This is a genomic window from Exiguobacterium sp. SH0S1 (genome assembly GCF_004337165.1).
Classification (GTDB): Bacteria; Bacillota; Bacilli; order Exiguobacteriales; family Exiguobacteriaceae; genus Exiguobacterium; species Exiguobacterium aurantiacum_A.
The window spans coordinates 442,556-458,057 of the sequence record NZ_SJVC01000001.1; the positions used below are offsets into that span (position 1 = coordinate 442,556).

Annotated in this window: 14 protein-coding genes; all 14 read left to right on the plus strand. The window is 52.0% G+C overall.

The features are described from left to right. Nucleotides 1-4: 4 nt before the first annotated feature. Nucleotides 5-1,171 (plus strand): transcription termination factor NusA, encoded by a 1,167-nt coding sequence (gene nusA / locus EVJ20_RS02220; protein WP_070327466.1) that lies wholly within the window; start codon nucleotides 5-7, stop codon nucleotides 1,169-1,171. After that, nucleotides 1,168-1,446: an RNase P modulator RnpM gene (rnpM, locus tag EVJ20_RS02225; RefSeq protein WP_233589595.1), complete on the plus strand. Its 279-nt coding sequence runs from the start codon at nucleotides 1,168-1,170 to the stop codon at nucleotides 1,444-1,446. Before nusA ends, rnpM begins: the two co-directional genes overlap by 4 nt. Next, nucleotides 1,443-1,739, plus strand: a complete 297-nt coding sequence (locus EVJ20_RS02230; RefSeq protein ID WP_070327464.1) for a YlxQ family RNA-binding protein — start codon at nucleotides 1,443-1,445, stop codon at nucleotides 1,737-1,739. The genes rnpM and EVJ20_RS02230 overlap by 4 nt, the downstream gene beginning before the upstream one ends. A 21-nt stretch (nucleotides 1,740-1,760) precedes the next feature. Then, nucleotides 1,761-3,980 carry a translation initiation factor IF-2 gene (gene infB, locus EVJ20_RS02235; protein ID WP_070327463.1) on the plus strand — a complete coding sequence of 740 codons (2,220 nt, stop codon included), beginning with the start codon at nucleotides 1,761-1,763 and terminating at the stop codon, nucleotides 3,978-3,980. Nucleotides 3,981-3,998: 18 nt separating this feature from the next. Beyond that, nucleotides 3,999-4,343, plus strand: coding sequence for a 30S ribosome-binding factor RbfA (rbfA, locus tag EVJ20_RS02240; protein ID WP_016508272.1), 345 nt, complete (start codon nucleotides 3,999-4,001; stop codon nucleotides 4,341-4,343). Nucleotides 4,344-4,389: 46 nt separating this feature from the next. Beyond that, nucleotides 4,390-5,304, plus strand: a complete 915-nt coding sequence (gene truB, locus EVJ20_RS02245; RefSeq protein ID WP_201740006.1) for a tRNA pseudouridine(55) synthase TruB — start codon at nucleotides 4,390-4,392, stop codon at nucleotides 5,302-5,304. Nucleotides 5,305-5,319: 15 nt separating this feature from the next. Continuing rightward, the gene (locus EVJ20_RS02250; protein ID WP_131506953.1) at nucleotides 5,320-6,246 is read left to right on the plus strand and encodes a bifunctional riboflavin kinase/FAD synthetase; all 927 of its coding nucleotides are present in this window, start codon (nucleotides 5,320-5,322) and stop codon (nucleotides 6,244-6,246) included. Nucleotides 6,247-6,370: 124 nt separating this feature from the next. Beyond that, on the plus strand, nucleotides 6,371-6,640 hold the full coding sequence (gene rpsO, locus EVJ20_RS02255; protein WP_015881433.1) for a 30S ribosomal protein S15: 270 nt from the start codon (nucleotides 6,371-6,373) through the stop codon (nucleotides 6,638-6,640). A gap of 132 nt (nucleotides 6,641-6,772) precedes the next feature. Next, nucleotides 6,773-8,989 (plus strand): polyribonucleotide nucleotidyltransferase, encoded by a 2,217-nt coding sequence (pnp, locus tag EVJ20_RS02260; RefSeq protein WP_131506955.1) that lies wholly within the window; start codon nucleotides 6,773-6,775, stop codon nucleotides 8,987-8,989. Between the two features lie 50 nt (nucleotides 8,990-9,039). Next, the gene (locus EVJ20_RS02265; RefSeq protein WP_131504759.1) at nucleotides 9,040-10,257 is read left to right on the plus strand and encodes a M16 family metallopeptidase; all 1,218 of its coding nucleotides are present in this window, start codon (nucleotides 9,040-9,042) and stop codon (nucleotides 10,255-10,257) included. Between the two features lie 66 nt (nucleotides 10,258-10,323). After that, nucleotides 10,324-11,802, plus strand: a complete 1,479-nt coding sequence (locus tag EVJ20_RS02270) for a UDP-N-acetylmuramoyl-L-alanyl-D-glutamate--2,6-diaminopimelate ligase (RefSeq protein ID WP_131440226.1) — start codon at nucleotides 10,324-10,326, stop codon at nucleotides 11,800-11,802. Between the two features lie 3 nt (nucleotides 11,803-11,805). After that, nucleotides 11,806-13,059 (plus strand): lipid II:glycine glycyltransferase FemX, encoded by a 1,254-nt coding sequence (locus tag EVJ20_RS02275; RefSeq protein ID WP_070327458.1) that lies wholly within the window; start codon nucleotides 11,806-11,808, stop codon nucleotides 13,057-13,059. Beyond that, nucleotides 13,056-13,709: a M15 family metallopeptidase gene (locus EVJ20_RS02280; protein ID WP_070327457.1), complete on the plus strand. Its 654-nt coding sequence runs from the start codon at nucleotides 13,056-13,058 to the stop codon at nucleotides 13,707-13,709. Before EVJ20_RS02275 ends, EVJ20_RS02280 begins: the two co-directional genes overlap by 4 nt. Before the next feature lie 96 nt (nucleotides 13,710-13,805). Further along, nucleotides 13,806-15,473, plus strand: a complete 1,668-nt coding sequence (locus EVJ20_RS02285) for a ribonuclease J (RefSeq protein ID WP_131440220.1) — start codon at nucleotides 13,806-13,808, stop codon at nucleotides 15,471-15,473. The last annotated feature ends 29 nt before the right edge of the window (nucleotides 15,474-15,502 follow it).

The following is a 15,502-nucleotide window of genomic DNA, read 5'->3' on the forward strand; positions in this document are numbered from 1 at the left end:
AAAGATGGGGCCACAATTACTCACAACAATCGAACAGATTGCACAAGAAAAAGGGATCGAGAAAGAAATCATCATCGACGCGCTTGAACAGGCGCTCATTTCGGCATATCGCCGAAACGTCGCCAACCCGAACGAGCACGTCAAAGTTGAGTTTGACCAAGTGACAGGTGACATTCGCGTGTTCGCGCTTCTCGAAGTCGTTGAACGCCTGACGCATCCGGACCAACAGCTTTCGCTTGAAGAAGCGCACGAAATCGACCCGAACTTTGAGTTAGGGGACTTCCATAAAGAAGAAGTGACACCGAGCGACTTCGGTCGTGTCGCAGCGATGACGGCCAAACAAGTCGTCACGCAAAAGATGCGTGAAGCCGAGCGCGAACGCATCTACAACCACTTCGTCGATAAAGAAGACGAGATCATGACAGGGATCGTCGAGCGGTTTGACCCGCGCAACTTGTACATCGGTTTAGAGAACAACATCGAGGCAGTGTTGACGCCGAACGAACAGATGCCGAACGAGTCGTATAAGATTCATGAACGCATCAAAGTATACGTGACGAAAGTTGACTCGACGACGAAAGGTTCTGGCGCGGCGATTCAAGTGTCGCGGACACATCCTGGCCTACTTCGTCGTTTGTTCGAACTCGAAGTTCCAGAAATCGCGAGCGGGACGGTCGACGTCATGTCGGTGTCGCGTGAAGCGGGAGACCGTTCGAAAATCGCGGTCCATTCAGACATCGTCGATCCGGTCGGCGCATGTGTCGGTCCAAAAGGGCAACGTGTCCAGACGATCGTCGATGAATTGAACGGTGAGAAGATCGACATCGTCCGTTGGTCGAACGATCCAAAAGAGTTCGTTAAAAACGCACTCAGCCCGGCTCAAGTCGTTGACGTATATGTCAATGAACCGAACAAGTCGACGACAGTCGTCGTGCCGGACTATCAATTGTCGCTCGCGATCGGGAAACGCGGTCAAAACGCGCGCCTCGCCGCCAAGTTGACAGGTTGGAAAATTGATATTAAGAGTGAGACGGATGCAGAGAGCATGAACTTGTTCGATACGTATGCCGAAAAAGTTGAATCAACGCCAGAAATTGTTCACAATGAAGTTGAACAGACTGACTCGGTTGATGTGACGCTCGAACCAACCGCGGTAAAAGAAGAGGAATGACCATGAAGCAAAAGAAACTTCCTTTGCGTAAATGTGTGATCACTCAAGAGATGTTACCAAAGAACGATTTGATTCGTGTCGTACGGACGCCGGAAGGCGACGTCGTCATCGACACGACCGGCAAACTGAACGGTCGTGGCGCGTATTTGTCAAGAGATGTCGATGTGATTCGTTTAGCAGAGAAAAAACGAACGCTTGATCATCATCTGAAAGTAAAGACGAGCGAGACACTTTATGAACAGCTAGAACAAGCTGTCACAGGTGCCGAATCATGAGTCAGTGGGAATCATTGTTAGGCCTCGCCTCACGTGCGAGGAAGGTAACGATGGGAGAAGAGTTTGTCTTGAAGGATGTACGGGCTGGCCGAGCCAAGCTCGTCATTCTTGCCGGAGACGCGGGAGCGTCGACGAGAAAACGGATTACCGACAAATGTACATCGTATGGTGTTCCATTAATCGAAGTGAGCGACCGACATACAATCGGAGCTGCTTTAGGTAAAGACATGCGAGTCGTCGTGTCTGTGACAGAATCCGGATTTGCGAACAAGCTTAAGCAACTTCTCTCTTAACTATTAACGGAGGTGGATGCTTTGGGAAAACGCGTCTATGAATTTGCAAAAGAACAGAATGTAACAAGTAAACAAGTCATTACTCAGCTCGAGAAGATGAACAAGTCAGTGAAAAATCACATGGCTGTATTGGATGATGAGTCGGTCAAGCAACTCGACCGTGTCTTCAACCCTGAGAAATATCGTTCGGCTGAGAAGCAAGAAAAACCTGCTGAGTCGAAGCCGGCTGAAGCGAAGCCTGCTGCGAAACAAGAAGCAGAGAAAAAAGAAGCACCGAAAGCCCGTCCACAAACTTCTAGCGCCCCGAGCAATCAAGCGGGCAACCGTGGTGGCAACCGTTTCGGCAACAACCGTAACGATAACCGCAACAAAAAGCGCGGCGGTAAATTTAAAGGGAAGCCTGCAAAAGCGGCAATCCCGTTAGAAGCAGATCCTAATTCGAAAACGAGCCAGCGTAAAGCATCTCGTTTAGCGCAAGAGTCTGAAATGGGCAACGTCATCAAGTACGAGGATGTCCTCAGCGTATCGGATCTCGCGGCGAAGATGGATAAAAAGCCAAACGAGATCATCATGAAATTGATGGGTCTTGGCGTCATGGCGACGATCAACCAAACACTCGATGACGAGACGATCGAATTGCTCGCAACTGAATTCGGTTTCGAAGTCGAAAAAGAAGTCATCATCGATGAGACGGACTTCGAAGAAGTAGAAATCGACTTCTCTGAGTACGACCTCATTGAGCGTCCTGCCGTCGTCACGATCATGGGTCACGTCGACCATGGTAAAACGACGTTGCTTGACTCGATCCGGAACACGAAAGTCGTCGCTGGCGAAGCTGGTGGGATCACGCAGCATATCGGTGCGTACCAAGTTGATATCAACGGTAAAAAAATCACATTCCTCGACACACCAGGTCACGCCGCCTTTACGACGATGCGTGCCCGTGGAGCTGAAGTGACGGATATCGCGATTATCGTTGTCGCAGCAGATGATGGTGTCATGCCACAGACAGAAGAAGCGATTTCTCACGCGAAGGCGGCAAACGTCCCAATCATCGTTGCCGTCAACAAAATGGACAAAGAAGGGGCTAACCCTGACCGCGTCAAACAAGAGTTGACTGAATTCGGACTCGTACCGGAAGAGTGGGGCGGCGAAACAATTTTCGTACCGATCTCTGCTTTGAAAGATGAGGGAATCGATGAGTTGCTCGAGATGATCTTGCTCGTTTCAGAAGTCGAAGAGTACAAGTCGACGCCTGAAATGCCAGCTCGCGGTTCGGTCATCGAAGCGAAGCTCGATAAAGGTCGCGGTCCTGTCGCCACGCTTCTCGTCCAACACGGGACACTTCGTATCGGTGACTCGATCGTCGTCGGCAGCACGTTCGGACGCGTCCGGGCCATGGTCAACGATATCGGTCGTCGTGTGAAAGAAGTTGGCCCATCGACGCCAATCGAAATTACAGGATTGAACGATGTCCCACAAGCTGGTGACCAGTTCATCGTCTTCGAAGACGAGAAAAAGGCACGTGCAATCGGAGAGAAACGTTACCAACGTTACCTCGAGTCGCAGCGCCGTGAATCGGCTAAAGTCAGTCTTGAAGACTTGTTCAGCCGGATTCAAGAAGGCGAAGTCAAAGACTTGAACGTCATCATCAAAGCAGACGTTCAAGGATCGGCTGAAGCGCTCGCTGGATCACTCCGCAAAATCGACGTCGCAGGCGTCAAGATCAACATCGTGCATCAAGGTGTCGGTGCGATCACAGAAGGTGACGTCATCCTCGCTTCAGCAGCGAACGCGATCATCATCGGATTCAACGTCCGTCCAGACGGTAACGCCCGATCAATGGCCGAACAAGAACACGTTGAAATGCGTCTGCACCGGATCATCTATAACGCGATCGATGAAATCGAAAGCGCGATGAAAGGGATGCTTGACCCTGAGTTCGTTGAAGAAGTGATCGGACAAGTCGAAGTCCGTGACGTCTTCAAAGTTTCAAAAGTCGGTGCGATTGCCGGCTGTTACGTCACTGAAGGTAAAATCTCACGTGATGCCGGCGTACGCGTCATCCGTAACGGGATCGTCGTGTACGAAGGTAAACTCGATACGCTCCGCCGCTTCAAAGACGATGTCAAAGAAGTTGCGACAGGCTACGAGTGTGGGATCAAAGTAGAGAAGTACGACGACATCAAAGTGGAGGACGTCATCGAAGCGTTCGTCATGAAAGAAGTCGAACGTAAATAAAGTGAGGAGGGAACACGTATGAACATTCGTGCCCAACGTGTTGCTGAACAGATGCGTAAAGAGATCACAGATATCCTTTTACGCGAAGTCAACGACCCACGTACAAAGAACGCGACCATCACGAGTGTAGACGTGACGGGAGATTTGCAACAAGCGACGGCCTATTACACGGTGCTCGGAGACGACGCCGACGTGAAGGCTGAGACGCAGGCAGGTCTTGATAAGGCGAGCGCCTTCATCCGCCGTGAAATCGGTAGCCGGATCCGTCTCCGCAAGACGCCGGAATTGTCGTTCGAATACGATTCTTCGGTCGCATATGGTAGCCATATCGATTCGTTGATCCGTGATTTGAATAAAGACTAATAAATTGAAGGGGGGACTTGTGTCTCCCCTTTTTTGATATGGAGGAATGAACGTGGAACCGACAGGGATTTTAATACTAGACAAAGACAGCGGGATGACGAGCCACGATTGCGTCTTCAAGCTGCGCAAACTGTTTCAAACGAAAAAAGTTGGCCATACCGGCACGCTCGACCCGGAAGTGACCGGCGTGTTGCCAATCTGTTTCGGCCGTGCGACGAAACTGTCTCGGTTTTTGACCGATGAGGGCAAGCGCTACGTCGCCGAAGTCACGATCGGGACGGCGACGATGACGGAAGACGCACACGGCGAAGTCGTCGCGCAAACAGATGTCGCGCCGGATGCGTTCACGGGTGAAGACGTCGACCGCGTTCTCGGCACGTTGACCGGAAGCATCGAGCAGGTGCCTCCTTACTTCTCGGCCGTCAAAGTGAACGGGAAGAAGCTATACGAATACGCCCGCAAAGGACAGACGGTCGAACGGCCGCGCCGCATCGTCGAGATTCACCGGTTAGAACGGACGAACGAACCTGTCTTCGAGGACGGCGTCTGCCGGTTTCGCATTGATGTCGAGTGCGGAAAAGGCACGTTTATTCGGACACTTGCCGTCCAAATCGGGGAAGGGCTCGGTTACCCGGCCCATATGAGCGACCTGCGTCGCACACGGTCAGGCACGTTCGATGAAAGGGACGCCGTGACGCTCGCGGAGCTCGCGGCGTTAGAGACGGTCGAGGAACGCGCTGAACGGCTCATCCCGCTCGAGGACGTGATCAAACGTTGGCCTTCCATCACCATTCCAGCCAACCGGGAACGGTATATTCGCAACGGTGGGCGCTTAAACGACGTCTCACTCGAATTTGAACTGTTTACTGTCTATAATGAAGAAGGAATTCCGCTCGCCCTCTATAGACGGCTTGACGGAACGACAGACGCAACAGTCGAGGTCATGTTGACAATCGACTAAGGGGGAATTTGAAGTATGGAAACGATACATCTCACACATCCCGAGACGCCAGAGTTTGTCCCTTCGGTCATGGTACTCGGATTCTTCGACGGCGTTCACATCGGCCATCAAGCCGTGATCGAGCACGCCAAACAGCGCGCGGAGCAGCTTGACGTGCCCGTGACCGTCGTCACGTTCGATCCGCACCCGAAACAAGTGCTGTCGAACAATGCGGATGCTGTCCGTTATATCACGCCGCTCAAACGAAAATTACAGCGGATCGCCGCGCTCGGTGTCGAACGTTGTCTCGTCTTGACGTTCACAAAGCAATTGGCATCACTGTCACCGCAACAGTTCGTCGACGATTATTTGATCGGCGCGGGCGCCGTGCACGTGACGGCCGGATTTGACTATTCGTACGGGAAGTTCGGGGAAGGGACGATGGAGACGATGCCCTACCACGCCCGAGGACGCTTCACGACGTCCGTCGTCGCCGAACAGACGAGTGACGGTGACAAAGTCTCTTCGACCCGGATCCGCAAACTTCTTGGCGCAGGCAGTGTCGACCTGGCGAGTGAGCTGTTAGGTGCGCCTTACGTCATCTGTGGCGAAGTCATCCATGGTGACGCCAGAGGGCGGACGATCGGCTATCCGACCGCGAACATGGTGATGGATGCGTCTTATGTCATGCCACGGCTCGGCGTTTATGCGACCCGCGTCCGCCTAGAAGACGGCCGGACGTTTGATGCGATGACGAACGTCGGTCGTCGGCCGACGTTTTATGACACCGGAGACGTCTCGATTGAAAGTCATTTATTTGATTTTACGGAGGACTTGTACGGACAGTTGCTCGAAATCGAATGGGTTCACTATTTGCGCGATGAACGGGCGTTCGACGGACTCGATTCGCTGATCGCGCAGTTGAAACGAGACGAGACGGCGGCTCGGGCAATCCTATCTTGACTTTGGAGCAGGGGTCATGTATTCTAATTTGGTACGCAAAGTACACCGCTTCGCTTGGCTGGACGATTCACCAACGACGGCTCGGCAACGCGGCAATTTTCTATTAAATGGAGGTGGAGAGGCAATGGCACTCTCAAAAGAACGTAAAAACGAAATCATCGCGGAATACGCGACAAAACAAGGTGACACTGGTTCACCGGAAGTTCAAGTTGCTGTTTTGACTGAACAAATCAACACTTTGAACGATCATCTTCGCACACATAAGAAAGACCACCACTCACGTCGCGGTCTTTTGAAAATGGTTGGACGTCGCCGTAACTTGCTCACGTACCTTCGTAACAAGGACGTAACACGTTACCGTGAATTGATTCAACGCCTTGGTCTCCGTCGTTAATCCGAACGGGCCAAATGACGGACTGGGACATTCGTTCCTAGTCCGTTTCTTCTTTTTTTGGAGGAAAATCATTAGACAAACATATGAATGAGTTACATAATAAACTAGATAAGGTTTGAGAGGAGAATGTACATGTTAGGTACGAAACAAGTTTTTTCTACAGAATGGGGCGGTCGTCCGCTGTCTGTAGAAGTAGGTCAACTCGCGAAGCAAGCGAACGGTTCTGCACTCGTCCGGTACGGGGACACGGTCGTGCTCGCCGCGGTCACAGCTTCAAAAGGACCAAAGGATTTAGATTTCTTCCCGCTTACGGTCAACTATGAAGAAAAATTATACTCGGTCGGTAAAATCCCAGGAGGTTTCCTACGTCGGGAAGGTCGTCCTGGTGAGAATGCGATTTTAACGTCACGTCTCATCGACCGTCCAATCCGTCCATTATTCCCAGACGGATTCCGTCACGACATCCAAGTCATGATTTACGTCATGTCGAACGATCCGGACTGCTCGGCTGAGATGGCCGGTATGCTCGGAACGTCGATCGCCTTGTCGATCTCGGACATCCCATTTGACGGACCGATCGCTGGAGCGACGGTCGGACGTGTGGACGGACAGTTCGTCGTCAACCCGACAGTCGCACAACTCGAGAAGACAGATCTTGAACTTCAAGTCGCCGGAACGGCAACTGCGATCAACATGGTCGAAGCAGGCGCGAACGAAGTACCGGAAGACGTCATGCTCGAGTCGATCTTGTTCGGTCATGAAGAAATCAAAAAGCTCGTCGCGTTCCAAACGGAAATCGTCGAAGCGGTCGGGAAACCGAAGTTTGAATACACGGTCTCTAAATTTGACGACGCGTTGTCACAAGAGCTTGAAGCGGCTCGTCCAGAAATTAACGCTGCCGTCCAAGTCGAAGAGAAACACGCGCGTGACGAAGCGATCAACGAAGTCATCGCGAAGTATGTCGCGTCGTACGAAGCGCGTCTCGCTGACGAGCCGGCCAAGTTGAAAGAAGTATCTGGTATTTTGAACAAGTTCGTCAAAGACGAGGTCCGCCGTTTAATCACGGTCGATAAAGTACGTCCAGACGGCCGTCGCCCGGAAGTCATCCGTCCACTCGCGTCAGAAGTCGGCGTGTTACCGCGTGCGCACGGTGTCGGTTTGTTCACACGGGGGCAGACGCAAGTCATGTCAATCGCGACACTCGGCGTCATCGGTGACGCTCAAATCATCGACGGCATCGGCTTAGAAGAGAATAAACGTTTCATGCACCATTACAACTTCCCGCCGTTCTCGGTCGGTGAAGCTCGTCCGGTTCGCGCGCCAGGCCGCCGCGAGATCGGTCACGGTGCGCTCGGTGAACGTGCGCTTCTCCCGGTCATCCCGAAAGAAGCAGACTTCCCGTATACGATCCGTCTCGTCTCAGAAGTGCTCGAGTCGAACGGTTCGAGTTCACAGGCTTCAATCTGTGGCTCGACACTCGCCCTCATGGACGCCGGAGTTCCGATCAAGGCACCAGTCGCGGGAATCGCGATGGGTCTCATCATGGAAGGCGAACACTATACAGTACTCACTGACATCCAAGGTCTCGAAGATCATCTCGGCGACATGGACTTCAAAGTCGCTGGAACGAAAGACGGGATCACAGCATTGCAGATGGACATTAAAATCGCCGGCATCACGCGTGAGATTTTGGAAGAAGCGCTCGAACAAGCTCGTTCAGGCCGCCTCCACATTCTCAACCATATGCTCGAAACGCTTGACTCATCGCGTCCACAGTTGTCGAAGTATGCGCCGAAGATCGTCACGATGAAAATCAATCCAGATAAGATTCGCGACGTCATCGGGCCTGGTGGTAAGATGATCAACAGCATCATCGACCAAACCGGTGTCAAGGTTGATATCGAGCAAGACGGTACGGTGTTCATCGCCTCGACCGATCAAGATGGCATCGATATGGCGATGGCACTCATCAGTGATATCGTCCGTGAAGTCGAAGTCGGCGAAGTGTTCGACGCGACAGTGCGTCGGATCGAGAAGTTCGGCGCGTTCGTCGAGTTGTTCAAAGGCAAAGACGCGCTCGTCCACGTCTCTGAGTTCAGCCTCGACCGCGTCGCCAACGTGGAAGACGTCGTCAAGCTCGGTGACACGATCAAAGTCAAAGTCACAGAAATTGACGACAAAGGCCGCGTCAACGCCTCGCATAAAACGTTGATCGTCGAAGGGCTTTCTCCGGAAGAGCGAGAAGCGTATGAAGCGAAACGTAAAGCACAACGCGAGAGCCGTCCGCCACGTGACAGCCGTCCTCCGCGTCGTGACGGAGACCGTCGTCCGTCAAGACCAACAAACTAATTATTTTGGCCATCGTCTGGTGCGATGGCCTTTTTCATAGGAGTGATAAAATGGAATGGATTACCTTAAAGAATGGCGTCCGCATCGTGGTCGAACCGATGGCAGACGTCCGCAGTACATCGACCGGTGTATTCATCAAAGCCGGGACACGGACCGAGGAAGACAATGAGATCGGGATCAGCCACTTGATCGAACATATGTTGTTCAAGGGCACAACAACAAAAACGGCGAAAGAAATCGCTTCATTTTTTGATGAGCTTGGCGGCAGTGTGAACGCCTTCACTTCAAAAGACCATACATGCTACTACGTTAAGACGCTCGATGAACATGCTGTCATCGCCTTCGACGCACTGGCCGACATGTTGTTCCATTCAGTCTTTGATGAGACTGAGCTTGAAAAAGAGAAACGGGTCGTGTTAGAAGAGATTAAAATGTACGAAGACACGCCGGAAGACCTCGTGCATGAGTTGCTCGCCTATGCCGTCTACCGTGACGATATATTAGCGAAGCCGATTCTCGGGACGGAAGCTAGCGTGCTCAGCTTCTCTCGCGATCAATTGCTGCGTTATGTCGAATCAATGTATACAGGCAACCGTGTCGTCGTCTCAATCGCCGGTCACGTGACCGACGAGCTGGTCGAAGCGGTCACGTCGAGGTTTGCGGAACTCCCATCAGGGGAATCACCGAAAGAATCGACGATTCCGGTTCTATACAGCGATGTGTTGAAAAAGCATAAAGAGACGGAGCAGGCGCACCTTTGTTGGAATTTCGAGGCGATTTCGGCAACGAACGACCGGCTCCCGCACCTCGCGCTGGCAAACAACGCGATCGGTGCGACGATGTCGTCGCGGCTGTTTCAATCGATTCGTGAAGAGCAAGGGTTAGCTTACTCGATCTATTCGTACTATACGACGTTCGTTGACCATGGCACGTTCACGATTTATATCGGGACGTCACCGGAAACACTCACTCAAGTCGAGACGATCATGGAGCGTGAACTTGAAGCGCTCAAAGCGCAGGGGTTAACGGAAGAAGAAGTCGCTAAAGGCAAACGCCAGTTGAAAGGTTCACTCGTCCTCGGCAACGAGAGCACGAGCGCCCGAATGAACCGGAACGGGCGTAACCTCGTCTTACTCGACGAAGTCGAGGATTTGGACGAAGTCCTCAATAAAATCGACCGCATCGAAACCGATGAAGTCAACGCCTTGATTCGGGAGCTGCTCGGGCACGTCCCGGCAAAATCATATGTTCTTCCGTCCGAAGACTGACTTGAAACCAGATTGTAAGTTCTCTACACTGATTAAGAGGTATTCTTTACATTGGACAGGATACAGGTGAAAGAAGGGAAAGACTTGAACTTAACGGATTTAGTAACCAAGATACAATTGATTAATCAACCAACTATAGAGGGCATTAACGTGACCCATGTCACGACCGATTCACGGGAAGTCGTACCCGGAACGCTGTTTGTCGCGATTAAAGGCTACACCGTCGACGGTCACGACTATGCTGATTTAGCGGTGAGTAAAGGAGCGGTCGCGGTCGTCAGTGAGCGTCCGCTCGACATCAGCGTCCCAAACCTGCTCGTGCGCGATAGTTCGCGTACGGTCGGCTTATTAGCGTCGGCATTTTATAACTATCCGTCTGAACAGATGCGTCTGTTCGGCATCACGGGGACGAACGGAAAAACGACGACGACGACGATTTTACGTGACGTTTTATCAAAGCTTGGACATAGCACCGGATTGATCGGTACGGTCGAGGTCCGGATTAACGATACGGTCGTCCCGAGCAAGAACACGACGCCGCAAAGTTCTGAGCTTCAGCAGCTGCTCGCTCGCATGCGCGGTGAAGGGGTGACCGATGTGATGATGGAAGTGTCATCACACGGACTTGAACTAGGTCGTGTCATCGGAACGGACTTCGACATCGTCGGTTTCACGAACTTGACGCACGACCATCTCGATTTTCACGGGACGTTTGAAAACTATGCGCGGGCCAAAGGTTTGCTGTTCGCCCAACTCGGACAGATGGCGTCGCGCGACAAAGTTGCCGTCTTGAATGCGGACGATCCGTACAGCAAGCTTTACGAGACGATGACGGGTGCTCGTGTCATCACATACGCCATCGACGAAATGGCGGATGTGACAGCGTCAGACATCGTTCAGACACTGTCAGACACGAGTTTCCGTCTCAACTATCAAGGAGTCAGTCTGCCGGTGACGGTCCAGTTCATCGGACGTTTCAACGTATACAACCTGTTGCTTGCGACGGGTTGCCTGCTCGCGGCTGGGTACAGTTTACCTGAGATCATCCAAGCGCTCGAATCGATTCATCCGGCCAAGGGACGGATGCAACGACTCGACGTGCCTGGGTATAACGTCTATGCGGACTATGCCCATACACCGGACGGGATTGAGCAATGCTTGAAGTCGCTTGTCGGTGTCCCTAAAGAGAACATCGTCTTCTTGATTGGAACAGGCGGGAATCGCGATGTGACGAAACGCCCGACAATGGGCGAGATGGCCTCAAAATATGCCGGTACCGTCATCATCACGACGGATGATCCACGTTTTGAGGCGTATGATTCGATCACGAGCGGCATTGCCGCCGGGATGACCCATGACAACTTTGTTGAAATCGGCGACCGTGAAGAAGCGGTGTCTTACGCCGCACGTCTAGCCAAAGCGGATAATATCGTCGTGTTGGCCGGTAAAGGACATGAGAAGTACCAAATCATCGGTAACGAGAAAATCCCGCTCGATGAGGAAGCGATCGTCCGGGCGACAATTTTAAATACGGAGGAATCTTGATTTATGGCAGTACAACCGATTACCTTGACAGAGACAGAGCATGACGATTTCGTCAAAGCACACGACCGCGGCGACTTGCTCCAACTTTCGAGTTGGGCAGACGTCAAAAAACAAAATGGTTGGTCCGCTGAGCGGATTGCCGTCGCTACAAATAGTGAGACGACAGGAGTGGCGCTTCTTTTATTCAAACAAGTGCCAAAGCTACCGTTCACGCTTTGTTACGCACCGCGCGGTTTCGTCGTCGATTACGATGACGTGGCATCATTGCGTGCCTTGACCGAGGAAGCGAAACGCGTCGCCAAACTGAAAAAGGCGATCGTCATCAAAATCGATCCGAACATCGACCGGGACGAAGTACCGGGCTTACTTACGGAAATGTCTAGCCTCGGTTTTACACATAAAGGGTACGGCGGCGGCTTTGACTATGCCCAACCCCGTTTCACGATGGAGACGGACCTCCGTCCGAGCGAGAAAGATATTTTCGCCAAGTTCCATCATAAGTTTCGCTATAACGTCCGTCTTGCCGAGCGTAAAGGGATTGTCTGTACTGAAGTCGGTCGGGACGGCTTGAAAACGTTCGCCGAACTGATGAAAGTCACGGGTGAGCGTGACGGCTTCGCCATTCGCGGGCTCGATTACTTCGAGAACTTATACGATTGCCTGCAGCCGAATGACGCTCGTTTATTTTTGACGAAACTTGAACCGAAACTCGCGCTCGATCAACAAATGGCGACGCTCGACAAAGCAAAACGGGATCTTGACAAGATCGAACGGTCTTTGGAAAAAGAAACGGTCGAGAAAAAACGGATCAGTTTGTCGAATCGTCAGAAACAGACGCGCGATCAACTCGTGAAAGCTGAAGCGGCCTTGCCGGAACTCGAACAGCTTCATGCCAGCTATCCGGACGGTCTCGTGTTATCGGGCGGCTTGTTGACGCTCGCCGGCCGCCGCTCGTATTACTTATACGGTGCTTCCTCGAACGAGTTTCGGGAGTTCATGCCGAACCACCTGATGCAATGGACGATGATGCAATCTGCCAAGGCAAGTGGTGCCGAGCGCTATGATTTCGGTGGTGTATCGGGCAGTACGGAGCCGGACGATGAATATGCGGGCCTGTATGCGTTTAAATCGGGCTGGGGCAGCGATCAAATCGAGAAAGTCGGCGAGTTCGACCTCGTCTTGAACCGCCCGCTCTACTTTGCCCTCGAGACAGGATTACCGCTCGTCAAAGGACTCCGTAAACGGTTAAGAAGATGAAATGGTCAGGCGTTTTGACGTTTGCGATGACGGCGTTTTTGATTGGGATCTTCTTGGCGTATACGTTCTCGCGGCCCGGACCAATGCCTTGGGTCGATGAACCGACGTTCGAAGCCGGGATGTGCGAACGGAGCCCGCGCTCGGAACAGACGATTGTCGACCGTAGTGACAAGGCGTTTGCCAACTTGCATCCTCATGTGCGAGATCGTGGCGAATCGTTCGTAAGACTGGCGTATTCATGTCTCGGGCTTGAAGTCCGCTTGACGTCAGGCTATCGTTCGGCCGATGAACAGAATGCGCTCTACGCGCAAGGACGCTCAAAACCAGGGCAAGTCGTGACGAACGCCAAGGCGGGACAAAGTTATCATAACTATGGACTCGCGGTCGATTTTGTCATCATCCACGATAACCGGGCCGACTACGATTTGAAAGCAGATCACAATAAGTCGGGGGAACCCGATTGGCAAGAACTCGGTGAACTCGGAAAAGCACTCGGCTTCGAATGGGGTGGGGATTGGAGAAGTTTTCCGGACTATCCTCACTTGCAGATGGACTTCGGCTTATCGGTTCGACAGCTCGCAGCTGGCAAGCGGCCGGACACTAAAGCGACGATGCCGCTCGCGGATGTGATGAAACCTCTAGTCGATTGAACGGAAATGGTGGCATATAAGCGTTTTTTCCGATACAATATTCAGTAGCGATAAGTGGACGAAACAGAATATGAATCATCTAGGAGGTTTTTGTTAGTGTCAAAGAAGAAGACTGAGAACGTTAGCGTCTTTGCGCTTGGTGGCGTAGGCGAAATCGGGAAGAACATGTACGTCGTGGAACTAGACGACGACATCTTCGTCATCGATGCCGGCCTTATGTTTCCAGGCGATGAGATGCTCGGGATTGATATCGTCATCCCGGACATTACGTATTTAAAAGAAAACAAAGATCGGGTACGCGCTATTTTCATCACCCATGGTCACGAAGACCATATCGGTGGACTCAGCTACGTACTCCGTGACTTGAAGCATGTCCCGGTCTACGGGACGAAATTGACGCTCGGTTTAATCGAGCTCAAGTTAAAAGAGGCGGGCTTACTGAAAGAAGTCGACCTTAGATTGATTGACGCTAAAACGAAATTGACTATCGCTGATCATTTCATCACTTTCTTCCGCGTCAACCATTCAATCCCTGACTGTGTCGGTGTCTGCATTCAAACGTCACAAGGCGCGATCGTTCATACCGGCGACTTTAAATTCGACTACACGCCGGTCGATGGGAAGCAGTCTGACTTTAACAAGTTAGCAGCCATCGGTCAGCGCGGTGTGCTCTGTTTATTGTCAGATTCAACAAACGCGGAACGACCAGGCCAAACAGGGTCTGAATCGTTAGTCGGTGCTGAATTAAACGATGTGATCTATCAAGCCGAGGGGCGTGTGATCGTCGCGTCGTTCGCTTCGAACGTCCATCGTTTGCAACAAGTATTTGCTGCAGCCGAGGCGAACGACCGTAAAGTCGCAGTCGTTGGACGCAGCATGGTCAACATCGTCGAAGTCGCGCAAAAATTGAACTACCTTCGTTTCAAGCCGAAGACGCTCGTCGAGCTCTCGCAAGTGAACCGTTTGCCGGACGATAAAGTCGTCATCTTGACGACCGGTTCACAAGGTGAGCCGATGGCGGCTTTGACGCGCATGGCGCGTAACGCCCACAAACAAGTGAATATTCGCTTGAATGATACCGTGGTGATCGCGGCGACGCCAATTCCGGGTAACGAAAAATCGGTCTCGAAAACGATCGATCTCTTATTCCGTTCTGGTGCGAACGTCATCTATAACCAACGTAAAGTGCACGTATCCGGTCACGGTTCGGCTGAAGAGCTCAAGCTCATGCTCAACCTCGTCAAGCCGAAATACTTCCTCCCGATTCACGGGGAGTACCGGATGCAGATGGCCCACTCGAAACTCGCCCAACAGGTCGGGATCAATTCAAGTAACATCTTTATCGTCGAGAAAGGTGACGTCGTCGAGTTCACGGGCCGTAAAGCCCGGATGAGCCGTAAAGTTCCTGCCGGCAACGTCTTGATCGATGGAATCGGTGTCGGGGACGTCGGGAATATCGTTCTCCGCGACCGTCGCCTCTTGTCGCAAGACGGTGTCGTCCTCTGTGTCGTCACGTTGAACCGTAAACAGAAGAAGTTGATTTCAGGCCCTGAACTCATCTCGCGTGGATTTGTCTATATGCGCGAATCAGAAGTGATGATCTCAGAAGCGAACCGGATTGTCACGAAACAGATTGAGAAGAGTCTCGAAGCTGGAAGTGATTGGACCGAATTGAAATCAAATATCCGCGAGCGGCTCAGCGTCTTCTTGTTTGAACAGACGAAACGTCGTCCGATGATCTTGCCGATCATCATGGAAATTTAAAGAATTGAGATCGAGGCAAAAGTCATCTG